We start from the raw sequence: 22,275 nt of genomic DNA on the forward strand, positions 1-22,275 counted from the left end.
CATTTAAAAAACAATCATAAACATTCAAAAACATTCATCTTTTTTTACGTTTTCACAATTATAACATAAAAAACGGTCACTTGGTGACCGTTTTTGACAGTTTATTATCGTTTCATCAACCAATCGTTCAATCGGCGAATGAGTTCGGGGTGAAGCGGTGCCTCAATGGCGTTTCGATATTCCTTATGCAATGTGAGGAGCGCGTGCGGACTCGTCCGTTCGACGAGCAAGTGGTTCATGTTGTGGATGATGTGGCTGTCGATGTCCCCTTTCGTCCGAATCGAGTGGACATGCTCCGGCGGGACTTGGACATCGCGGTCACCGGTCAGGGCGAGCACCGGGACCCGCACATGTTCGAGTCGCTCGCGGACGTCATACGACGCATGCTCGCGAATCCATTTGGCGTTCACGACTTGGCCGCGGTACTTGAAGGCGGCGACGTTCGTCCGCAGCGACCGTTCGAGCAAATCGTCTTGGCGCTGGCGAATCTTCTTCGGGACGCCGGTCAATCGATAGAACACGCCCTTGAGTCCTTTCACCGAACCGACTTCAGTTGCGAGTGCGTCGGCTTGCAGCAAGAACATCTTCTTCGAGGAATCGTTGAATCCGGCAAGAAGAAGCAGTCCGGCCGCGTTCGTCTCGAGCTGGACCGCCGGGGCGATCACTGCCCCTTCGCTGTGACCGAGCACATACATGTCACCTGCGTCCGGCTCCTGTTTGATGGCGTTGACGACGGTGATCGCATCTGTCACCAAGTCGTGCAGCCCGACTTTATTGAAATCACCGTCCGATTCACCGATGCCTTGTTTGTCATACCGGTAGACGTTGACACCCATCTTAAAGAGCGCCTCGGCCAGTTTTTTATACGTGCCGAATTGGGATGGTCCAAGATTGCCGTCCCGGTCGCTCGGCCCGCTCCCGCTGAGCAGGACGACCGTCTTACGGGGTTCGCCGTGGGTCATCCACGTACCGGCCAGTTGTCCATAATTCGTTGTCACATTCAGTTGTCGTTCCATCGTATCGCCTCCCCTTTCATCATACCGAAGTAATGGATCCGTTTCGAGTAAAAGAATAGACCGCCCTATATGTGACGGTCTTACTTCTTATTGGAGAGTTAACCACTCGCTGAGCCATTTAACGTGATCACGCATCGCCTCGTCAGAAAGACGACTGATTGTGTCTTTATCTGTATAAACGTCGTTATGGGCTGTGACAGAATCATTGACGGAGATGACTGGGAACCCGGCTTGCTTGTACTCATCTAAGATTGATACGCCTAGACTCTTCACTTCGACAGGGCCAAAACCAATCCCCTCCATAAACGGATATGTCGTCATCCCACTTGTTTTGAAGAATCGATTCGTCTCCCCTGTACCAAGTATATCAAGTAACATGATGACACGCGGCGTCGTACCTCGATCTTGAAGCATCTGCAAATAGTGCGTACTTGATTCGTATCCATCCCCAGTTCCATTCAAGAAAACGTAGCGGACCGTTGCATCCGTCTCTACGTCATCCATCGCTTGAAGCGTATGGTAGAGCACGGATGCACCACCTAACCCAGTGAGAGCGTGATCGCCATACCAGCTTCCCTCAAGTCGGGCCATGACAATCACTTCTTTGTCAGTCGTGCCAGGTTGCGTAAACTCTACGTAAGGAATTTCGTCTGTGAACGGCTCAATCGCAACCGTTTGACCGTCTTGGAAAGACTCGGCTGTTATTCGGTCGACCCCGGCCCCATTCAAGCGAAGTGCAGCTGAAACGTAAGCGAATCCATATTCTTCCGGAGCATCCGGGTGTGGCGTAATGAGATAACCTGCCGCATTCGCTTCGGCTAATTTTGTAAGATAGCGATTCGCCGCCTCGTCATTAAGGACTTCTCCGTAATAATCGATTTCATACGCATCTTCCATTGCTTCATAAGATACGTCGGTCGTCGGTAGGACGATGACTCTTCCAGCCACATCAGGTATCGGGGCATCCCATTCCAAATGAAGCAGTTCCCCTTCAATTGTCTCTTCAAATGGAATTGTCGCGTACCCATCGTAAAATTCATCATCAATCGTTATAGTCGGCCAATTCGTGTTGAGCGGAGCGTAATGAATCTCACGTTTCATATCGACTGAAGTCTCGTCAGAAACACCAATACCTAACGACTCGAACAGTTCGACATTTTCATGGCTTTCTGCGACCCGATCGTATGAAGCAAAATATTCAGCCGTCTCATAAGGACTTGTTGCCGAGGCCGGATTGAAATAAAGAAAAATAGTAAATAGTGCCGACAGTAGGCTGTACATAATGGTCATCTACGTATCTCCATAAAAAAAACTCACCAATAAATGGTTGTATTATCCTATTATATTAAGTGATCTGACAATTGTATATTTATTTTTCAAGAAAAAACGGCCTCCCTCTTAGGAGGGAAACCGTTTAGATATTGTAAGACTTATACGCCTTCGTAAGCAGCGTACATGATTTCTTTCAATTCTTCGACGAGCGGCATTTTCGGGTTAGCCGTCGTACATTGGTCTTCGAACGCGTCGACTGCCATCTTGTCGATTTTCGCGTCGAGGTCCGCTTTCTTGATGCCTTGGGCTTTGAACGAGAGCTTGATGTTCAAGCGCTGACCGAGCTCGATGATCGCTTGGATGAGCGACTCGACGCCTTCTTCCGTCGTGCTGGCTGGAAGTCCGAGATAGCGCGCGATTTCAGCGTAACGCTCGTCGGCGATGAATGACTCATATTTCGGGAACGCCGCGAGTTTCGATGGGCGTGTCGCGTTATAGCGGATGACGTGCGGCATAAGGATCGCGTTCGTCCGTCCGTGTGGGACATGGAACTCGCCGCCGATTTTGTGTGCGATCGAGTGGTTGATACCGAGGAACGCATTCGCGAAAGCCATACCAGCCATTGTTGATGCGTTGTGGACTTTCTGACGTGCTTCGGCGTCACTGCCGTTTTCATACGCTTTCGGGAGGTAATCGAAGATCATCTTCATCGAACGAAGCGCGAGTCCATCCGTATAGTCGTTTGCCATGACCGAAACGTACGCTTCGATGGCGTGTGTCAACACGTCCATTCCTGTATCCGCCGTGATTGAAGCTGGGACCGTCATGACGAACTCAGGGTCGACGATGGCGACGTCCGGTGTGATCGCATAGTCAGCGATCGGGTATTTGACGTTGCGTTTCTTATCTGTGATGACCGTGAACGGTGTCACTTCAGAACCCGTACCTGATGTTGTCGGGATCGCGACGAACATCGACTTGTTGCCGAGCGTCGGGAACTTGTACGTCCGCTTGCGGATATCCATGAATTTTTGGCGAAGGTTCGAGAACTTCTCTTCAGGGCGTTCGTAGAAGAGCCACATGCCTTTCGCGGCATCCATCGGTGATCCACCACCGAGTGCGATAATCATGTCTGGTTGGAAGTGACGCATCGCTTCGGCACCACGCATGACCGTCTCGACCGATGGGTCTGGCTCGACTTGGTCGAAGATGCGATACTCGACACCAGCCGGCAAGTTTTTGACGACTTTATCGGCAAATCCGAGTTTGACCATCATTTCATCTGTAACGATCATCGCCCGTTTTTTCGATGTGAGCGATTGAAGGTATTGGACCGAGTTTTTCTCAAAGTAAATCTTTTCAGGGACTTTAAACCATTGCATATTCACGCGACGTCTCGCCACCTTTTTCACGTTGAGTAGATGTTTCGCCGTCACGTTCTCAGAGACGGAGTTTTTACCGTACGACCCACAACCGAGTGTGAGTGATGGTGTCATTTCGTTATAGAGGTCACCGATCCCGCCGTGTGCCGTTGGCGAGTTGACGATGATGCGGCAAGCTTTCATCCGGAGTCCGAATGCGAGGATGGCGTCGTCATCTGTCGAGTGGATGGCTGCCGTATGACCGAGACCACCGATTTCGAGCATCTTCTCAGCGATCGCGAAACCTTCTTCACGCGATTGGACTTTGTAGGCTCCGAGTACTGGGCTAAGTTTCTCGTGTGAGAGCAGTTCTGTCGCGCCGACCGTCTCGAGTTCGGCAATCAAGATTTTCGTGTCGGCCGGAACACTAAGTCCAGCTTTCTCGGCAATCCAGGCTGCAGGCTTCCCGACGATTTCAGGGTTGACCGCACAAGAGTCTGTTTTAATAACGAGTGTCTCGAGTTTTGCTTTCTCTTCTGGTGAGCAGAAGTAGCAACCGAGCTCCGTCATTTCGGCTTTCACTTCTTCGTACACTTCTTGGTCGACGATAATCGCTTGTTCAGATGCACAGATCATCCCGTTATCGAACGTTTTCGACAAGATGACGTCCGAGATGGCACGTTTTACTTTTGCTGTTTTGTCGATGTAGGCCGGAACGTTACCAGGACCGACACCGAGGGCTGGTTTACCAGTCGAGTAGGCTGATTTGACCATCGCCGCTCCACCAGTTGCGAGGACCATGGCAACACCTGGGTGGTTCATGAGCGCTTTCGTCGCGTCGAGTGACGGTTTTTCAACCCATTGAATCAAATGTTCCGGTGCGCCGGCTTCGATGGCTGCGTCACGAAGGATGCGTGCCGCTTCACTTGAACACTGTTGTGCCGACGGGTGGAAACCGAAGATGATCGGGTTACGTGTTTTGATGGCGATGATTGCTTTGAACATCGTCGTTGATGTCGGGTTCGTGACCGGTGTTACCCCGGCGACGACACCGACTGGTTCCGCGATGTACGTGATGCCGTTTTGCTCATCGTCCTCGATGACGCCGACCGTCTTCTCGCCACGGAGTGAGTTATAAATATATTCTGTCGCAAAGATGTTTTTGATCATCTTATCTTCAAACACACCGCGACCTGTTTCTTCATATGCATGTTTCGCGAGTGCGACGTGTTGTTCGAGACCGGCTAGCGCCATCGCTTGAACAATCGCATCGATTTTCTCTTGGTCGAACGTCATCAATGTCTCGAGCGCCGTGTGGGCTCTAGTGACGAGCGTGTCGACCATCTGTTCTGCTGATGTTTCCACTACTGCTTTCTCTTTAACTGCCATGTTGGTTTCCTCCTCATGAATGAGAGCTTATACTGTTGACTTGATGGAGAGCACGGGGCGATCAGTGGTTTGATAAGAGTTTGTGCTTTCCTTCACATTCATAGAATACAACGTTTCCAACAATTTGTGCGTGACAACAATGTGAACTCTTTCACAATATTTTTTTGAAGAATGAGGATAGGTCTTGCTTTTTGATAGGACGCTCAGTAAAATCGTATGCGTTTTCATGAAAAGATGAAGTCTAAAAAATGTAAACGCTTACATGTATTGTGACGCCTGTTTGTCTGATGTGCTGTGCAATTTCTCACGCAACAAGGATTGGTCGTCCACCCCGTCCTCGGTCGTGTATAATGAAGAAAGAACCTAATTAGGAAGTGACATGATTATGCCGAGACAAGACGCAGCCGATCAGTTCGTGAAACTGATCCCATTTATTCGCCGGAAGTTGTTACGTCGTTCCGACCTTCCGCAAATCCCAAACTTAAACTTTTCCCACTTTCATCTCCTCATGTTGATTGAAGATGAAGGCGCGGTCACGAACGGACACATCAGTGAGACGTTATCGATTGCCCCGCCGAACGTGACGCCGCTCATCACGAAGCTCGTCGATGAGGGCTACATCACCCGCGTCCCGGACGAACGCGATCGCCGCGTCATCTGGAATCAACTGACCGAAAAGGGCGAACTCGTCCTCCGCGAGCGTCGCGATTCGTTCCGTCGCCTGTTCGAGGACCGTCTCGCGTTTCTGAACGAGGAAGAGACGGACCGCCTGATTGACAGTTTGAAGACGTTGACGGAGATCGTCGAGAAGATGGATAAAAGCGAGGGATGATTTTTGCTCGTCAACATCCACGTCTTCTTATATAATCGAGGATGAATCAATCGAACAATGGAAAGAGAGATGACATGTAATGGGTCGTAAATGGAACAACATTAAAGAGAAAAAGGCGTCAAAAGACGCCAATACGAGTCGCATCTACGCGAAGTTCGGCCGTGAAATCTACGTAGTCGCCCGTCAAGGGGAACCAGATCCAGAATCAAACCAAGCACTCAAGTTCGTCGTCGAACGAGCGAAAACGTACAACGTCCCGCGCGCAATCATCGACCGTGCTATCGACAAAGCGAAGGGCGGCGACGAAGAGAACTTCGACGAGCTCCGCTATGAAGGATTCGGACCGAACGGCTCGATGCTCATCGTCGACACGCTCACGAACAACGTCAACCGGACGGCGTCTGAAGTCCGCGCCGCTTTCGGTAAAAACGGCGGCAACATGGGTGTCAGCGGGTCGGTCGCTTACATGTTCGACGCGACGGCTGTCATCGGTGTCAACGGCATGTCTGCTGACGACGTACTCGAACTCATGATGGAGCACGACCTTGACGTTCGCGATGTCATCGAAGAAGATGAGACGGTGATCGTCTATGCGGAACCAGAAGCGTTCCATGCCGTCCAGACTGCCTTCAAAGCAGCAGGCATCGAGACGTTTGAAGTCGCCGAGTTGACGATGCTGCCCCAAAACGAGATTACCCTCGACGACGAGTCGAAAGAACAGTTTGAAAAACTACTCGACGTCCTCGAAGACCTCGAAGACGTGCGCCAGGTATACCATAACGTTGAAGGATGACGAACGAGCGATAACTTTTCGGAGTTATCGCTTTTTTTGAACAATCGATTTGACAACCCGAAACACGTATGTTAAATTTCAAAAGTCTTTATCATATTAAAGTGATAATAAGAGAAAGAGTTTTTGAATGAAAGGTGTTGGAATTGATGAATGCTGTCTTATTAGCTGTTATCGTATTATTCGCGCTCGCGATCAGTCGCGTGCACATCGTCTTGTCGCTCATCCTCGCCGCCGTCGTCGGTGGTCTGGTCGGAGGTCTCGGGTTCAATGAGACGTTGACCGCCTTCAGCGACGGTCTTGGCGGAGGGGCTACCATCGCCCTCAGTTATGCGCTACTCGGCGCGTTCGCCGTCGGTTTGTCAAAAACAGGGCTCCCAGACGTCCTGGCTGAAAAGTTAATCAGCATGTCAGGCCGCGACGTCACCGGTAAGAGCGTGGCGCGCGTCAAGGCGTTGTTGCTCTCGTTCCTCTTATTACTAGCCATCAGTTCGCAGAACGCTTTACCGATTCACATCGCGTTCATCCCGATCGTCATCCCACCGCTCCTCGTGCTCTTTAACGAGTTGAAGCTCGACCGCCGGCTCGTGGCGACGATCCTCACGTTCGGTCTCGTCACGCCGTATATGTTACTTCCGGTCGGATTCGGTGGCATTTACTTGAATGAGATTTTGCTACCAAACGTGGAAACGAACGGCATGGCCGTCGGTGATGTCAATATTGTCAGCATCATGGCCATCCCGGCCCTCGGTATGCTCGTCGGTCTCATCACCGCCTTCTTCCACTACCGGAAGCCGCGGACGTACGATACGATTCAACTCGGGCCTACTGATTACGAGATTCGGACGTTGAGCCCGCTCAAAATCTGGCTAACAGCTGCCGTCGTCCTCGTCGTGCTCGTCGTTCAACTTCAGACCGAATCGATGATCGCATCGGCCGTCTCAGGACTCATCCTGTTGACGTTGCTTCGCCTCATCCCTTGGTCAGAGGCAGACGACATCTTCACGAGCGGGATGCGCATGATGGCTTTCATCGGCTTCGTCATGATCGCGGCGAGCGGTTTTGCCGCCGTCATCCGCGCGACCGGTGCCATCGAACCGCTCGTCAGCGGTGCGAGTGGCATCATGGGCGACTCACAATTTGTGGCCGCACTCGTCATGCTCCTCGTCGGACTCGTGATCACGCTCGGTATCGGTTCGAGTTTCTCGACGATTCCAATCATCGCGGCCATCTTCGTCCCGCTTTGCATCCAATACGGTTTCTCGGTCGAGGCGACAATCGCCATCATCGGGACGGCCGGTGCACTCGGTGATGCTGGTAGCCCGGCAAGTGACTCGACACTCGGACCGACGAGCGGCTTGAACGCCGACGGTCAACACGACCACTTGCGTGAGACGGTGTGGCCGACGTTCCTCCACTACAATATTCCGCTCATCGTCTTCGGTTTGATCGCCGCCATGGTGTTGTAATCACTTCCGATTGCGCCGAGCGTAAATCGTGCCGAGCAAGACGAGCACGAGTAAAAACCAAACCCCGGTGTACATGAGGATTTCGATAATCATTTCTGACTCCTCCTAAATGTCCATGTAAAAAGGAGCGACGAATTCGTCGCTCCTTTTTATGATGAAGTTTTTAGCTGTTGTTGACAAGTGTTCAAGTATCCGTCGACGGTATCCGCGACCTCGCGACCTTCTCGGATTGCCCAAACAATCAAACTTTGTCCCCGTCTCGCATCCCCTGCAACAAACACACCCTCGACGTTCGACGTATAGTCATGGTTCGCCTCGATGCCGACTTTCCGGAGCTCTCGCTCCGGTCGTTCGAACCCGATGGCGACAAGGACGAGATCAGCTGGATACGTCTCGACCGACCCGTCGACGACGAAGAACGTCGCCTGTCCGTCGGGTTTGATGATTTTCTCCATCCGTTCCGTCTCAATCCCGACGACACGGTCTCCATCTTTGATAACCCGGTTCGAACGAATCAAATACGTGCGCGGGTCATGGTCGAAATGTTCAATCGCTTCCGCATAAGCGTAATCAGTCGACAACGTGTCCGGTTGAAGCGGCCATGGTCGCTCCGGCGCCCGAAACATACCTTTCTCCGGGTGTTTCCCGAACTGCGTCACCGACTTGGCGCCTTGACGAATCGCCGTCGCCACGCAGTCCGCTCCCGTGTCTCCGCCACCGATAACGATGACGTCTTTCCCGTTCGCGTCGTATCGAGCGTCGAGCGATTTCCCGCCGAGCATCCGCGTCGATTCCGTCAAATAATCCATCGCCGGCTCGACGCCTGTGGCATCATCCCCATCGATGCCGAGCGTCCGTTGTTTTTGAGCCCCTGTCGCGAGAATGACAGCATCGTACGTGTGACGGAGTGACTCGATCGTCACATCGGTTCCGACGTTGACGCCCGTCTTGAAGCGAATCCCTTCTGCCTCGAGTAGCCGTACGCGACGACGGACGACGTCCTTCTCAAGCTTCATGTTCGGGATGCCATAGAACAACAGGCCGCCCGCCTCATCCGCTTTTTCATAAATTGTGACCGCATGGCCGAGTTGGTTCAATTGATCGGCCGCCGCGAGTCCGGCCGGCCCGCTGCCGATGATGGCAACACGGTGTCCGGTCCGTTTCTTGACATGGCGTGGCTTGACCCAACCTTCCTCGAACGCGCGATCGATAATCGTCCGTTCGATCGATTTGATTGCGACCGGATCCTCGCTGATGCCGAGCGTACACGACCCTTCACATGGGGCCGGACAGACACGCCCCGTAAACTCTGGGAAGTTGTTCGTCTCCATCAATCGTTCGTAGGCCCGATACCAATCTTGATTCGAGACGAGCTTATTCCATTCGGGAATCAAGTTGTGGATCGGACAGCCGATCGTCTCTTGACCGATCATGTCCCCGACGTGACAGAACGGGGTGCCGCAATCCATGCAACGCTCGGCTTGATTGACGATCGGTCCGTCTTCCATCCGTGAAGCGTATTCACTGTAATCATGAATCCGTTCGAGGACGGAACGTTCTGGCAATGTCTCCCGTGGGATATCGATAAATTTATGTCTCATGCTCCCCCTCCTTCAGTCACGACGCGGAATAGTTCGAGGGCGCGGTCGGCGTCACTCAATTCCGGACGCGTCGCCTCGATGTGACGCATGACGTCAAGTACGTTCGCATAATCACGCGGTACGACTTTGACGAAGCGTTTTCGTTCTTGCTCAAACGCCTCAAGTACGGCTCTCGCTTTCACACTGTCAGTATGGAACTGGTGCATCTCGAGCAACGCGTAAATCTGTTCGGCATCTTCATCGGTCAACTCTCGATCAATCGAGACGAGCTCTTCGTTGACAAGTTGTTCGTACGCCTGGTCCCCGTAAAGGTAGGCGACTCCGCCCGACATCCCGGCCCCAAAGTTACGACCGACCGTACCGAGGACGACGACCGTCCCACCAGTCATGTACTCACAGCCGTGATCGCCGACGCCTTCTGTCACAGCGACCGCACCCGAGTTACGGACGGCAAATCGTTCTCCGACATGACCGTTGAAGAACGCCATCCCGGACGTCGCCCCGTAGAGACAGACGTTCCCCGCGATGACTTGTTCGCTCTCTTCAAACGGGGCATGTTTCTCGGCGATGACGGCGAGTTTCCCACCGCTCAAGCCTTTCCCGACGTAATCGTTCGCGTCGCCGATGACAGAGATCGTGATCCCGCTCGGCAGGAACGCCCCTAAACTTTGGCCGGCCGATCCGCTGAGGCGAAGTGAAATCGTATCCTCGGCGAGACCGACGTTGCCATGCACTTTCGTCACTTCATGCCCGAGCATCGTCCCGACGGCGCGGTCCGTGTTGCGGACGCGGCCGACGAAGAACGTCGGTTGAAGCGACTTGATCGAGCGTGATACGGCCGGGATCAATTTTCGGTGGTCATACGACTGATAGGCCGGATGCGGCAGCTCTTCTTTTTCCGGCAACGCTGTCGGAATCGATAGCATCGGTGCCAAATCAAGTGTTCTCGCTTTCGGATGTTCTTGTTTCCAGACGCTTTCCTCTAACAAGTCGGTCCGGCCGATGACGTCACGGAGCGATTTCGCGCCGAGCGAGGCTAAAATCTCTCGCACGTCTTCGGCGAGGAACGTCATCAAGTTGACGACGTGTTCGGGTTTGCCCATGAACTTTGCGCGCAAGGCCGGGTCTTGTGTGGCGACACCAACCGGACACGTGTCGAGGTGACACGCCCGCATCATGATACAACCGAGCACGACGAGCGGCGCCGTCGCGAACGCGTATTCTTCGGCGCCGAAGATGGCGGCGAGGACGATATCACGCCCGGTCATGAGCTTACCGTCGGTCTCTAGTGTGACGCGGCCCCGGAGTCCGTTCAACGCGAGCGTCTGGTGCGTTTCGAGCAGACCGAGCTCCCACGGGAGTCCCGTATGCTTGATTGATGTCCGTGGTGACGCTCCGGTTCCTCCGTCATAGCCACTGATGACAATCGTGTCGGCGTTCGCTTTGGCGACACCGGCCGCGATCGTCCCGACGCCTGACTTCGAGACGAGTTTGACGCTGATTTTCGCGTTCGGGTTGACGTGCTTCAAGTCGAAAATCAGTTGCGCCAAATCTTCAATCGAATAGATGTCGTGGTGCGGCGGTGGCGAGATGAGTCCGACACCTGGGACTGAGCCGCGCACTTCGGCGACCCATGGATATACTTTGTTCCCTGGCAATTGTCCACCCTCACCCGGCTTCGCACCTTGCGCCATCTTGATTTGAATCTCATCGGCGTGATACAAATATTCGGCCGTCACACCGAAACGACCGCTTGCGACTTGCTTGATGCGACTGACGCGTTCACTGCCGTCATCATCAGGGGTGAACCGATTCCGGTCCTCCCCGCCTTCTCCTGAGTTGCTCTTGCCGCCGATTTGGTTCATGGCGATGGCAAGCGTCTCGTGGGCTTCTTTCGACAAGGATCCGAACGACATCGCCCCCGTCTTGAAGCGGCTGACAATCGAGGCGACCGATTCGACTTCGTCGAGCGGGACGGCATCCTGCTGTTTAAACGCGAACAATTGACGCAAGAATTGGCCTGACGATTCGTGGAGTTTGACGTAGGCGTCATAATACCGGCGCTCATTCTCACGGCAGGCACGCTGGAGCAAATGAATCGTCTTCGGGTTAAAGGCGTGCTCTTCCCCATCAGCGCGCCACTGGAAATCGGCTCCGGCCTCGAGCGGTCGTTCCCGCTCGTAGGCAGCTTCATGCTGGCGGCGCGACTCTTCCTCGAGTTCGGTGAAACCGACACCGGACAATTGTGACGTCGTCCCTCGGAAATGACGTTCAATCAAGTCACGGTCAATGCCGACCGCCTCAAAGATTTGTGCCCCGCGATAACTTTGCACAGTCGAGATCCCCATCTTCGACATGATCTTGACGATACCGTCGACCGACGCCGTCTGATAGCGGCGGACCGACTCGTCGAACGAATAGGACAGTTGACCGGCCTCGACCGCCTCGGCAATCGTCGCATAGGCGAGATACGGATAGACGGCGTCAGCGCCGTACCCAATCAAGGCGGCCGCTTGGTGGACTTCTCGTACTTCGCCACTTTCGGCTACAAGACTGCACGACGCGCGAAGGTTGACGCGAAGCAAGTGTTGGTGGACGGCGCTCAAGACGAGGAGCGACGGCATCGCCAACAGGTTTTCGTTCATGTCACGATCCGACAAGACGATGACTTCAGCCCCATCGCGGACGAGCCCTTCGACACGTTCGAACAACGTCTCAAGGGCAGCCTCGAGGTCGTGTTCGTATGTCGTATCGACCCGTTCGACGCGAAGCGTCTCGTTCACTTGTTCGATCGCGGCCCCATCAAGGAACGGATGTTTGAGCCAGACACGACGGGCGTGACCGCGACCGGTGTGGACCGGGTTCGCGAGTGGTCCGAGCCACGTGAACGTGGCCGTGACGATCTTCTCACGCAATGCATCGATTGGTGGGTTCGTGACTTGGGCGAAGTGCTGTTTGAAGTAATGGAACAACGAACGTGGTCGTTCAGACAAGACCGCGACCGGTTGGTCATGACCCATCGAACCAATCGGGTCTTTCTTCTCAAGGATGAGTGGGACGAGATATTGTTCGATATCTTCTTTCGTGTAACCGAACGCCCGCTGTTTCCGGTGCAGGTCGGCGACGAACGGCTCTTCGACCGGAGACTCTTCAAGCTTAGTCATCTGCTTCAACCATTTACCGTACGGCTCGGCGCGCGCGATCGTCTGTTTGATTTCCGCGTCAGGGATGAGGCGTTTCGACTCTAAGTCGATCAATAGGAGCTGGCCTGGACGAAGTCGCTGTTTCGACTTCACGTTCTCGGCTTGTACGGGAATGACGCCGCTCTCAGACGACAAGATGAGTTCGCCATCAAGCGTCTCGATATAACGCATCGGTCGCAGTCCGTTCCGATCCAAGATGGCGCCGATTTGACGGCCGTCCGTGAAAACGACACCAGTCGGTCCATCCCAAGGCTCCATGATCGATGAATGATATTGGTAGAAGTCTTTTTTGAACGGATCTATTTTCACTTCTGCGAACGGCTCAGGGATGAGCATCATCGCCGTATGAGCGATGGAACGTCCGGTCCGTGTGAAGAACTCGAAGGCGTTATCGAGCATCGACGAATCGCTGCCCGTCTCTTGAAGGACTGGGAACAGCTGATTCACGTCCTCGAACAAATCGGTCGATGTCACGCCTTCGCGCGCTCGCATCGCGTCGATATTGCCGCGGAGTGTGTTAATTTCTCCGTTGTGCACAATCATGCGGTTCGGATGGGCCCGCTCCCATGATGGGAACGTGTTCGTCGAGAAGCGAGAATGGACGATACCAAACGTGCTCTTATAGGCCGGCGCCTGCAAATCGAGATAAAATCGCTCAATCTGTTCAGGCGTCAGCATCCCTTTATAGACGATCGTCTTCGTCGATAAACTCGGCATGTATAGATTCAAGTCTTCGGTCTTCTCAATCGTCCGTCTGAGTTGGTAGAGTGTCCGCTCGTTCGAGTCGTAGTCTGCGAATGGGCAAGAAACGAACCATTGATAAATCGTCGGCTGTGTCACCCGGGCGTGTTCCCCAATGGCCAAACTATCGACCGGGACCTCACGCCAGGCGATGGTCGCATAGTCAAACTCATCGGCAATCGCTTCCATCTGCCGTTGCTTTTCTTGCAGCCGTGATTCGTCAGGTTGGAAAAAGACCATCCCGACCGCGTAGCGACCTGGTGTCGGCAAATTCATCGTCTCGAGGAACAGTTCGTGCGGTAGCTCGGTCATGATCCCCGCGCCGTCTCCGGCATCGATGACGCCTTGCCCGCCCCGGTGCTCCAGCTTACAGAGCATCGATAATGATTTACTGACAATGTCGTGTTTCTTCTCTCCGTTTAGGTTGACATATAGCCCAATGCCACATGCGTCTTTTTCGAATCGTGAATCGTACAAGCCTGTTCGCTTCATCGAATCAACCCCTCTCTCTCGATCTTGTTTCGTAAATTTTATTTTGTTCTAAATATTCTGATAAATCAAGGGGCTTGTATACCATTCTGCATAATTCATGTCCATCACCATATCGATGTAAGCGTATTCATTAGCGTTATCAAGCAATTTTTGAAAACATGTTATAATGCATAAAGAATAATTATCCATAAAATATATTGATATATAGGTTCATAAGAACTCAAATAAATTCGCAAAAAAGCGGTAGTCTATTGAGCTACCGCTTCTGTTTTCGACCTTATTCAACCGTTTTTCGTGAGTGATGCAAAAATGCCCGTGGCTTTTTCCAAATGATCAAGCCGACATATCCGAGAGTGAGCAAAATCAAGGCACTGACGAGGACGACGTAAAGCGTCGCATTGTCAAGTCGTGCAAAGATGGCGATGTAGGCCCAGACGAAGACGAGCGGATAGATGAAGTCACGATGCCACCACATGAAGACGAGCGCCAGGACAACACCGACCATGAGCATGAGCGATGTCCAAGCCAGTTCGTCGAGCCCGAGCAACGTGGTGACATTTTCTCGGTTCATGACGACGAACACGTTGACGATCGTCGCGACAGACACCCAGCCGATATAAATCGAGAACGGGAACCGGTCGAGCCAACTTGTCGACGTCCGGAAGGCGATGTAATAGAGCCAGGCGAGCGTCGCGAGAAATGCGACCATGACGACGAGCGAAGCGATGAACCATTCGTTCGTGAACGTGAGCAACCAGAGGCCGTTCAAGATACACGAGACGAGAAAGCCCGCTTTCATCCGATTCGCCTGCCGGTTCGCAACCGACCCTTTCTTCAGTTGCAAGACGAGCCAGACGGCGAGCGCGATATAAATCACGCCCCAAATCGAGAACGCGTAGCCGGCCGGTTTGAAGTAAATATCGATTCGGTCCGACACGGCCGCATTTTCACCGCTCGCGAAGTAGTTGATGACGACCGTCGCCAAAAACGCCAGCCAGTTGATTAAAGGCCATTTTGATAAGTCCATAAGTACGATCCTCCGAAGAAGACCTGACACCTCCTTTATTAGCATAGTTTTCTATACCCATGTGCCAACGCTCATACACATCCGGACTAGCTCCTGAATAACTCGCCGGACACATAATAAAACGACCCCGGCCTAAACCGGAGTCGTGTCAAAGAAGCGGCAGTGTCACCGCATTCGGGATCGTCCACCTAAGTAGGTGGGCGACAACATCAATTGTTTAGAAGTCGATCTCGTCCGGGTCGGGACCGAGACGGTCATGTGTCGCCACGGCATCGATTTTCGCCAAGTCGTCCGCATCGAGCGCAAAGTCGAACACTTCGAAGTTCTCTTGAATGCGGTGCGGTGTGACGGATTTCGGAAGCGCGACATTCCCCGTGTCCAAATGCCAGCGAAGCACGACTTGCGCCGGCGTCTTACCGTGTTTCTCCGCGATTTCAGCGAAAGTCGGGATGTCGAGGAACTTGCCTTGCATGAGCGGACTCCATGCCTCGACTTGAATGCCCTCGTCTTGGCAATACTCGACGAGGTCCGGTTGCGGCAGTTGCGGGTGCAACTCGATTTGATTGATGAGGGGCGTCATGAGACCCGCTTCTTTCAACGTTTCGAGATGATGTTCTTTGAAGTTCGACACCCCGATCGCCTTGATTTTACCGGCCTCATAGAGGTCAATCAAATCTTTCCATGCCTCGACGAACCCGTCGACTGGCCAGTGGAGGAGGCAGAGGTCCAAATAGTCCGTATCGAGTCGAGCGAGTGATTCGTCAAACGCTTCTTTCGTCCGGCGCTGGCGGATATCTTCGTTCCAAATCTTCGACGTCAAAAAGATATCTTCACGAGCGACGCCAGATGTTTGAATCCCTTTGGCGACGCCTTTTTCATTCTTATAAACGGCTGCCGTATCGATATGGCGATATCCGACTTTCAGTGCCTCGGCGACAGCCTGTGGCGCCTCCGTCTCGTTGTCGACTTGCCATACCCCAAAGCCGATCATTGGAATTTTGACACCGTTACGTAACGTTGCGAGTTGCATACAATCATTCCCCTTTCAAAGCTGTTCGAGCTGATTGTATCATACCCGTCATTCTATTTCGAAAAACTAAATCGTCAAATCTTTTCGGGTAAAACGTCCATAAGACAACAGCATGGCGACGATGAGAAGTCCCCCCAACCAGATGAAAGAACGAAACGCTGATTCCCCTTGGATTTGAGCGTTGGCGTCAAACAACGAGAAAATCGATAACGTATTCAACCAGTCGAGCTGGTCACTAAATCCCGAGAAGACGTTCGCCATCAAGAAGAGCGCGAAAATCCCACCTGTGACCATATATGACCGTGTGCTGTCGTCGAACAGGCTTGCGAGCACATAGGCGAGCGCACCCAGGACGACTAGAATCAGTCCTGCGTTCAACTGAAGCGTCCACAGTAAGCCGATGTCGATCTGTAAATCAAACAACACGTTGGCGAGCATCAGATTGAGCCCGTTCAACCCGACGAGCATACCACTCGCGATCACAAGCAACACCATACTAGCCGTCACGTAACCGCCACGTGAAATCGGTGCGGCCAAATAAAGCATGACCTCACCCGAATCGACCGGTTTAGCCATGAGCCGTGAGGCGAACGTGAGCGCGAACAGGATGGCCAATACGTAAAAGATGAGCCCATAGTAATTGCCCGCGAGCAGATTGATGACGTTGTCCATCGCCAAGTTCGGGTCGATTTTAAACACTTCTAGCAACTCGGGTGGCAACGAATCCAACTTTCCTTCAATCAGCCCCGTCTCTTGGATGGATGGGAACACCGCCGCCAAAAAGAACAAGTAGAGGCTCGTCCCGAGCGAGTACCCAAGAATCCAGCTACAATTTTGTTTAAACAGTGCCGAGATGAGAACCATTTATTTCGCCTCCCCATAATATTGCATGAACAGATGCTCGAGTTCGTCCGTGCCGCTCGACAACGATTGGACTTCGTGACGGGCGAGTCGATGAATCAAGTCGTTCAACTCTTCGACCGTCGATAAAGTGACGGTGACGACCACACCGTCACGCGAACCGACTTCTTCGCTCAACCGCATTGCTGCCGCCTCGTCCTTCAATTCGATCCGATACGTCTTCTGACTATGCCGTTTTAACTCGGTCATCTCCGCTTCGATGATCATCCGACCATCACGGATGAGTGCGGCCCGGTCACACGTCTTCTCCATCTCCGGGAAGTGGTGGGAACTCATCAAGACCGCCTTACCCGCTGTTTTCTCAGCGATGACCCAATCGACGAGCCGTTCCTGCATGAGCGGGTCGAGCCCGCTCGTCGGTTCATCGAGAATATAAACCGGCACATCTTTCATGAAGCAGGTGACGATGGCAAGTTTTTGTTTCATTCCTTTCGACATCTTGCGCACTTTGAGTGACGTATCGAAGGCGAACACGTCACGCAACGTCCGTTCGCGCTCCGCGCTCGTCACATGAAGTTTCCGAGTCAGTCGGATGACATCCTCCGCAGTCATGTCCTGTGGATAATTGATTTCGCCAGGCAAATATCCGACAAGCGCCTTCACCGTCTCACTCTCGTTCCAGCAATCATGTCCCATGACGGTGGCGACACCAGATTCAGCGTGGAGCAACCCCATCAAGTGACGAATCGTCGTCGATTTCCCCGCCCCGTTCGGTCCGATAAATCCGAACACGGTTCCCGGCTCGACCGTGAACGACACGTCGAAGATGCCGTGTGACGCATCGAAACGCTTCGTCAGTCCTTTAATTTGAATCACCGCTCTCACTCCTTAGTTTTGAAATTTATTATATATATGATTACAAAACTAGTATATCACGTTATTTTTTGAAATGGAAATGGTATATTGATTACAAAACATTAGAGAAGCGAGGGTCATCATGGATGGATTCACAAAACGAACTGAAACGAAACGACGAGCAATCTTAGACGCCGCCTTTCGACTAATGAACGAGAAGCAGTCCCGTTTCACGGTGAGTGAGCTTGCTCGCGCCGCCTCGGTCTCACCGGTATCGATTTATAATTACTTCGGCTCCAAAGAACAAGTGATTGTCGCCGTCTTGACCGAAATGACGGAGGAACAGATGGGATGGATCGAGTCACAAATCGCTGACACCGTCCCGTTCGATCAATTGCTGATCGAGATTTTGTCTCGTAAAATCGAGACGGCCGGGCTGTTCGACGAGACGATCACTTCGATGATTCAAGCGGACGCCTCGTGGCAACAGTTGGCAGGACGAGGCTACGCCGCATTCCGGCAATTGATTGAGTACGGGAAGACGAGCGGGGCCATCGACCCGGAGCTGTCGACCGATTCGTACTTACGCTACGTCCAACTCGTGCAGCAGGCGATTTTGTCCGACCCGTCCTTCCCGTCAGGTGACATGAGCTCGTTGATGCAAGACTATTTTCATTTCTTCTTGAACGGAATCATGAGCCGTTGACGACAAACAAGCGACCACCGAAGAGGATGGTCGCTTGTTTTCTCATGTCAGATAGATGAAATCTTCAATCGGATAAAGCGACATATCGAGCTCGCAGTCCCCTGTCAGAACGAGATCGGCGAGCACTTTCCCGATGAACGGGCCGACCGTCAAACCGGACGAGCCGAGACCGTTCGCGACGAGCAACTGCTCCGCTCCCGGTACGCGACCTAGAATTGGAATCGAGTTCGGCGTGACCGGACGGAAGCCGACACGCGTCTCAATCAGTTCGGCCTCAGCTAGTCCTGGGGCCGATTCTAGCCCTTTCGAAAGCACTTCATGAATCCCGATCGCCGTCGGCCGTGCGTCGAACGCCTTGTCCCGTTCGTGCGTCGAGCCGATGACGATTCGTCCTTCTTCAAATCCGAGCAAATAGCGGCGCCGCGGCGGCATGACGACCGGCCAGTCGGACGCGTCCGTATCAGGCAGCTGTACGTGAACGATTTGTGCCTTCTCCCCAGCGACACGGGCCGTATACCCGATCGGTTCCATCAACTCGGGCAACCACGCCCCGCAGGCGAGTACGATTTCATCCGCCTCAAAGCGGACACCATCACATTCGACGTGATAGCCGTTTTCTTCAACGAGCACGGCCGAACCGTCAATCAAGGTCACACCTCGTTTTACGGCGACCCGTTCGAGCGCCGCTCTTAACTTCTCCCCATCGACGCGTGCCCCTCCTTCGACGAGAAGGGCGTCATATTCGTCCGAGAGCGGCGGGAACAGCGCTCTCGCTTCTTCTGCCGTCATCCGGGTCAAATCGCCGATTTCCGGGGCTTCTTCACGGCGTAGCGCCGTCCGCTCTTGCATCTCGTTCAATTTTTTGTCTTCGTGCAAGGCGAGCGTCCCGACGCGTTTATAGCCGGTCTCCGTCTCACCTTCTCGCTTCAAATCGTCCACGACGGTCGCGTAGTAGTGAGCGCCCCCTTTGGCGAGCGCGTACCACGCCTTGTTCCGGCGCTGGGCGATCCACGGGCAGACGATGCCTGCTGCCGCGTCAGTCGCACGGCCCTTCTCTTTACGGTCGATGACGGTGACGTCGGCTTTCCCGGCCAGATGGTACGCGGTCGAGATGCCGACGATTCCTGATCCAATCACAATCACTTTTTTCATAACAGTAGCGCCATCATCGGTTCGATGACGGCTTCACATCCTTTCCTTTCATAAAAAATCACCGGCCCGAAGGCCGATGATCAGTCGCGCATGGCGAGGCGATACAGTAAATCAAGAATTTCAATATAGAGCCAGATGAGCGTCACAATCAACCCGAACGCCGCGACCCATTCGAGCTCTTTCGGAGCCCGGCTCTCGACTTGACGAGCGATATAGTCGAAATCAAGCACGAGCGCGAGTGAGGCGATGATGACAATTACAAATTGCACGCCGATGGCAAGCGGTGACGAGCCCGTCATGAACGGGAGTCCTGAACCAAAGAAGCTCATCCCGATTTGAACGAGATAAAGCAACATGACCGTAAAGATCGCGGCCGTGACACCGGCGCGGAACTTTTGCGTCACTTTGACGAGACCCGTCGAGTAGACGAACCACATCGCGAACGCGACGATGAACGTCGTCAAGACGGCACGGCCGACGATGCCCGGAAGCATCGCTTCGAAGAAGTACGAGATCAACCCGACGAACACCCCTTCGACAATACCATACAATGGCGCGACGACAGGTGCCGTTCTCGGTTTGAACGTGATGACGAGTGCTAAGACCAAGCCGAGGATGAGCGAGCCGATCATGAGCGGAAACAATAACGCCTCCCCGATTGTCGGCACGAGCATCCACGTCGTCCCGGCGGCTGCCGTGACGAGCAAGAGCAGCGTGAACACTTTCGACCACGTACCGGCTTTCGTCATCGGCGTGGTGCTATAAGCTGTTGTCTCCATTGATTTACGGAGAACTGGATTCGATTTAAGTCTCAACTGTCGTTAACCCCTTTATTCTATTTTCAGTTCTTGGCCATGACTTTAATGAATTCCCGCATATAGTCAGGCAGGTCAGGCGGACGGCGGCTCGAGACGATATGACCGTCGACGACGACCGGCTCATCGTGCCAAATCGCACCCGCGTTTTCCATATCATCTTTAATACCCGGTGTGCTCGTGACGTTGACACCATCAAGAATCTTCGCTGAAATCAATACCCAGCCAGCGTGACAGATTTGACCGATTGGCCGTTTCTCGTCATGCATATAGCGGACGAACCCTTTCACCGAATCGAAGCGGCGCAACAAGTCGGGTGACCAGCCACCTGGGACGAGGATAGCGTCGTATGATGAGATGTCGACGTCATCGAACGCGATGTCCGATTTGGCTGGAACGCCGTACTTACCGATATAGGCGTGATCCGCCTTCTCGCCGGCGAGGATGACGTTTGCACCTTCCTCGCGTAACCGATGGACCGGATACCATAATTCTAAGTCTTCAAAGTCGTCACTGACGATTTGCAAAATATTTTTACCTTGTAATTGCATCGAATCCCTCCCTTTATTTGTCTTTCACAAGTATACCCCATAAGCCACGTGGCGAAAACAGGGACGATCGATGAAACGCACGTCGCTTAACTTGAATCAATTTGCTTGTGTCACGGGCACAATCACATTTCCAGCCATTCCTCCGGCATCAACGTAACGGTGCTCCGCGACGATGTCCTCGAGCGGATAAACCGAATCGATGACGGCCTTTAATCGGCCGGCTTCAAACAGATCGTTCAGGAAAGTCAAATCCTCTTTCCGTTCACTCGCAGGTCCTTGTCCGGCGACAGAACTGAATTTCCCGTGTTCGGCGACATGCTTCCGGGCCAACCGCTTATCGATTTTCCCGGCCGCTTCGAACACAGCGTCGTATGTGGTCAGTTTCTCGTCGTAGCCGTCTATGGTGTAGTCAATCACGACGTCCGCGCCTAGACTTCTGACGAGTTCGAAGTTCCGTTCTCGACAGACTGCCGTTACGTGAGCCCCGTAATAGTTCGCGATTTGAACGGCATCGAACCGACTGCTCCGGAGGCCCCGTAAATTAATACGGTCTTCGCTTGTTCGATGTTCACTTTACGCAAAAAGTGAAGAGTCGTCGTTCCGCCAAACGGCAAGCTGGCTGCTTCGACAAAACTAGCGTTGTTCGGCATGCGTTCGACACATTTATTCGCTTTGAAACACGCATATTCGGCATAGCCGCCGAACCGCATCCCGGTCAGCGCATAGACACGGTCACCGACCTTGAGGTCTTCAACGCGACTACCCGTCTCGACGATCTCCCCTGCCAAGACGACACCGAGAATCGGTTGGCGCGGCCCCTTGAAACCGACGATGACTCGCATCGGGAGCTTACCTAGAGCCGGTACATCAAGAGCCCGTAATCGACGGTCGCCGGAATGGACGGCAGTGGTGTGAACTTTGATCAACAACTCATCCGATTTTGGCACAGGCTTGTCGACCTCTCGGAGCTGTAACACATCAGGTGGCCCATATGCGGTACAAAACACTGCTCTCATCGTAACCCTCCTCTTAAGACGTGCAGTAGTTACTAATGAATTCACCGTCTCAATAAAATAAAACTAGATGGAAAAGTCATCTGGTTCCTGGAAGGA

General features: G+C 53.1%; 18 protein-coding genes. 4 read left to right on the forward strand and 14 right to left on the reverse strand.

The genetic code is table 11. The features are described from left to right. Window positions 1–104: 104 nt before the first annotated feature. The 3 genes from KNP06_RS09820 to adhE all read right to left on the reverse strand — a co-directional run bounded on the left by KNP06_RS09820 (window position 105) and on the right by adhE (window position 5,038). Window positions 105–1,016 (reverse strand): alpha/beta hydrolase, encoded by a 912-nt coding sequence (locus KNP06_RS09820; protein ID WP_214711030.1) that lies wholly within the window; start codon window positions 1,014–1,016, stop codon window positions 105–107. Between the two features lie 87 nt (window positions 1,017–1,103). Continuing rightward, window positions 1,104–2,306 carry a zinc-binding metallopeptidase family protein gene (locus KNP06_RS09825; protein ID WP_034777462.1) on the reverse strand — a complete coding sequence of 401 codons (1,203 nt, stop codon included), beginning with the start codon at window positions 2,304–2,306 and terminating at the stop codon, window positions 1,104–1,106. Between the two features lie 140 nt (window positions 2,307–2,446). Beyond that, window positions 2,447–5,038 (reverse strand): bifunctional acetaldehyde-CoA/alcohol dehydrogenase, encoded by a 2,592-nt coding sequence (gene adhE, locus KNP06_RS09830; RefSeq protein WP_214711029.1) that lies wholly within the window; start codon window positions 5,036–5,038, stop codon window positions 2,447–2,449. Window positions 5,039–5,423: 385 nt separating this feature from the next. On the opposite strand from adhE, the gene KNP06_RS09835 reads away from it, so the two are divergent. The 3 genes from KNP06_RS09835 to KNP06_RS09845 all read left to right on the forward strand — a co-directional run bounded on the left by KNP06_RS09835 (window position 5,424) and on the right by KNP06_RS09845 (window position 8,129). Further along, the gene (locus KNP06_RS09835; protein WP_138859482.1) at window positions 5,424–5,870 is read left to right on the forward strand and encodes a MarR family winged helix-turn-helix transcriptional regulator; all 447 of its coding nucleotides are present in this window, start codon (window positions 5,424–5,426) and stop codon (window positions 5,868–5,870) included. 79 nt (window positions 5,871–5,949) lie between these two features. Then, window positions 5,950–6,663: a YebC/PmpR family DNA-binding transcriptional regulator gene (locus KNP06_RS09840; RefSeq protein ID WP_138859483.1), complete on the forward strand. Its 714-nt coding sequence runs from the start codon at window positions 5,950–5,952 to the stop codon at window positions 6,661–6,663. 146 nt (window positions 6,664–6,809) lie between these two features. Then, entirely contained in the window at window positions 6,810–8,129 is a 1,320-nt protein-coding gene (locus KNP06_RS09845) for a Na+/H+ antiporter family protein (protein ID WP_214711028.1), read from the forward strand. A 149-nt stretch (window positions 8,130–8,278) separates the two neighbouring features. Here the strand turns inward: KNP06_RS09845 and KNP06_RS09850 are convergent, their stop codons facing one another. The 6 genes from KNP06_RS09850 to KNP06_RS09875 all read right to left on the reverse strand — a co-directional run bounded on the left by KNP06_RS09850 (window position 8,279) and on the right by KNP06_RS09875 (window position 17,960). Beyond that, the gene (locus KNP06_RS09850; RefSeq protein WP_214711027.1) at window positions 8,279–9,730 is read right to left on the reverse strand and encodes a glutamate synthase subunit beta; all 1,452 of its coding nucleotides are present in this window, start codon (window positions 9,728–9,730) and stop codon (window positions 8,279–8,281) included. Continuing rightward, a complete protein-coding gene (gene gltB / locus KNP06_RS09855; protein WP_214711026.1) occupies window positions 9,727–14,166 on the reverse strand; it encodes a glutamate synthase large subunit in 4,440 nt (1,479 codons plus the stop codon). The genes KNP06_RS09850 and gltB overlap by 4 nt, the downstream gene beginning before the upstream one ends. Before the next feature lie 277 nt (window positions 14,167–14,443). Further along, entirely contained in the window at window positions 14,444–15,193 is a 750-nt protein-coding gene (locus tag KNP06_RS09860; protein ID WP_214711025.1) for a TspO/MBR family protein, read from the reverse strand. Between the two features lie 217 nt (window positions 15,194–15,410). Then, window positions 15,411–16,223: an aldo/keto reductase gene (locus tag KNP06_RS09865; protein ID WP_214711024.1), complete on the reverse strand. Its 813-nt coding sequence runs from the start codon at window positions 16,221–16,223 to the stop codon at window positions 15,411–15,413. Window positions 16,224–16,289: 66 nt separating this feature from the next. Beyond that, window positions 16,290–17,087, reverse strand: a complete 798-nt coding sequence (locus tag KNP06_RS09870) for an ABC transporter permease subunit (protein ID WP_214711023.1) — start codon at window positions 17,085–17,087, stop codon at window positions 16,290–16,292. Beyond that, window positions 17,088–17,960, reverse strand: coding sequence for an ABC transporter ATP-binding protein (locus KNP06_RS09875; RefSeq protein WP_214711022.1), 873 nt, complete (start codon window positions 17,958–17,960; stop codon window positions 17,088–17,090). 121 nt (window positions 17,961–18,081) lie between these two features. On the opposite strand from KNP06_RS09875, the gene KNP06_RS09880 reads away from it, so the two are divergent. After that, window positions 18,082–18,645 carry a TetR/AcrR family transcriptional regulator gene (locus KNP06_RS09880; RefSeq protein WP_214708614.1) on the forward strand — a complete coding sequence of 188 codons (564 nt, stop codon included), beginning with the start codon at window positions 18,082–18,084 and terminating at the stop codon, window positions 18,643–18,645. 42 nt (window positions 18,646–18,687) lie between these two features. On the opposite strand, the gene KNP06_RS09885 is transcribed toward KNP06_RS09880, so the two are convergent. The 5 genes from KNP06_RS09885 to KNP06_RS15515 all read right to left on the reverse strand — a co-directional run bounded on the left by KNP06_RS09885 (window position 18,688) and on the right by KNP06_RS15515 (window position 22,179). Continuing rightward, window positions 18,688–19,797 (reverse strand): NAD(P)/FAD-dependent oxidoreductase, encoded by a 1,110-nt coding sequence (locus KNP06_RS09885; RefSeq protein ID WP_214711021.1) that lies wholly within the window; start codon window positions 19,795–19,797, stop codon window positions 18,688–18,690. A gap of 80 nt (window positions 19,798–19,877) precedes the next feature. After that, the gene (locus KNP06_RS09890; RefSeq protein ID WP_138859490.1) at window positions 19,878–20,612 is read right to left on the reverse strand and encodes a Bax inhibitor-1/YccA family protein; all 735 of its coding nucleotides are present in this window, start codon (window positions 20,610–20,612) and stop codon (window positions 19,878–19,880) included. 26 nt (window positions 20,613–20,638) lie between these two features. Continuing rightward, entirely contained in the window at window positions 20,639–21,163 is a 525-nt protein-coding gene (locus KNP06_RS09895) for a type 1 glutamine amidotransferase domain-containing protein (RefSeq protein WP_138859491.1), read from the reverse strand. 96 nt (window positions 21,164–21,259) lie between these two features. Continuing rightward, the gene (locus KNP06_RS15510) at window positions 21,260–21,709 is read right to left on the reverse strand and encodes a zinc-binding dehydrogenase (protein ID WP_483299234.1); all 450 of its coding nucleotides are present in this window, start codon (window positions 21,707–21,709) and stop codon (window positions 21,260–21,262) included. After that, window positions 21,637–22,179, reverse strand: a complete 543-nt coding sequence (locus KNP06_RS15515; RefSeq protein ID WP_483299233.1) for an NAD(P)-dependent alcohol dehydrogenase — start codon at window positions 22,177–22,179, stop codon at window positions 21,637–21,639. The genes KNP06_RS15510 and KNP06_RS15515 overlap by 73 nt, the downstream gene beginning before the upstream one ends. Between the last annotated feature and the right edge of the window lie 96 nt (window positions 22,180–22,275).

Source organism: Exiguobacterium sp. s21 (assembly GCF_018617975.1).
Taxonomy (GTDB): domain Bacteria; phylum Bacillota; class Bacilli; order Exiguobacteriales; family Exiguobacteriaceae; genus Exiguobacterium; species Exiguobacterium mexicanum_A.

What these genes read in the sequence shown, in the direction of transcription:
- KNP06_RS09840 (WP_138859483.1), top strand. Translation starts at nt 5,950, where the DNA reads ATGGGTCGTAAATGGAACAACATTAAAGAGAAAAAGGCGTCAAAAGAC.
- KNP06_RS09820 (WP_214711030.1), bottom strand. Translation starts at nt 1,016, where the DNA reads ATGGAACGACAACTGAATGTGACAACGAATTATGGACAACTGGCCGGT.
- KNP06_RS09865 (WP_214711024.1), bottom strand. Translation starts at nt 16,223, where the DNA reads ATGCAACTCGCAACGTTACGTAACGGTGTCAAAATTCCAATGATCGGC.
- adhE (WP_214711029.1), bottom strand. Translation starts at nt 5,038, where the DNA reads ATGGCAGTTAAAGAGAAAGCAGTAGTGGAAACATCAGCAGAACAGATG.
- KNP06_RS09825 (WP_034777462.1), bottom strand. Translation starts at nt 2,306, where the DNA reads ATGACCATTATGTACAGCCTACTGTCGGCACTATTTACTATTTTTCTT.
- KNP06_RS09835 (WP_138859482.1), top strand. Translation starts at nt 5,424, where the DNA reads ATGCCGAGACAAGACGCAGCCGATCAGTTCGTGAAACTGATCCCATTT.
- KNP06_RS09895 (WP_138859491.1), bottom strand. Translation starts at nt 21,163, where the DNA reads ATGCAATTACAAGGTAAAAATATTTTGCAAATCGTCAGTGACGACTTT.
- KNP06_RS09885 (WP_214711021.1), bottom strand. Translation starts at nt 19,797, where the DNA reads ATGAAAAAAGTGATTGTGATTGGATCAGGAATCGTCGGCATCTCGACC.
- KNP06_RS09850 (WP_214711027.1), bottom strand. Translation starts at nt 9,730, where the DNA reads ATGAGACATAAATTTATCGATATCCCACGGGAGACATTGCCAGAACGT.
- gltB (WP_214711026.1), bottom strand. Translation starts at nt 14,166, where the DNA reads ATGAAGCGAACAGGCTTGTACGATTCACGATTCGAAAAAGACGCATGT.
- KNP06_RS09870 (WP_214711023.1), bottom strand. Translation starts at nt 17,087, where the DNA reads ATGGTTCTCATCTCGGCACTGTTTAAACAAAATTGTAGCTGGATTCTT.
- KNP06_RS09880 (WP_214708614.1), top strand. Translation starts at nt 18,082, where the DNA reads ATGGATGGATTCACAAAACGAACTGAAACGAAACGACGAGCAATCTTA.
- KNP06_RS09860 (WP_214711025.1), bottom strand. Translation starts at nt 15,193, where the DNA reads ATGGACTTATCAAAATGGCCTTTAATCAACTGGCTGGCGTTTTTGGCG.
- KNP06_RS15515 (WP_483299233.1), bottom strand. Translation starts at nt 22,179, where the DNA reads ATGAGAGCAGTGTTTTGTACCGCATATGGGCCACCTGATGTGTTACAG.
- KNP06_RS09845 (WP_214711028.1), top strand. Translation starts at nt 6,810, where the DNA reads ATGAATGCTGTCTTATTAGCTGTTATCGTATTATTCGCGCTCGCGATC.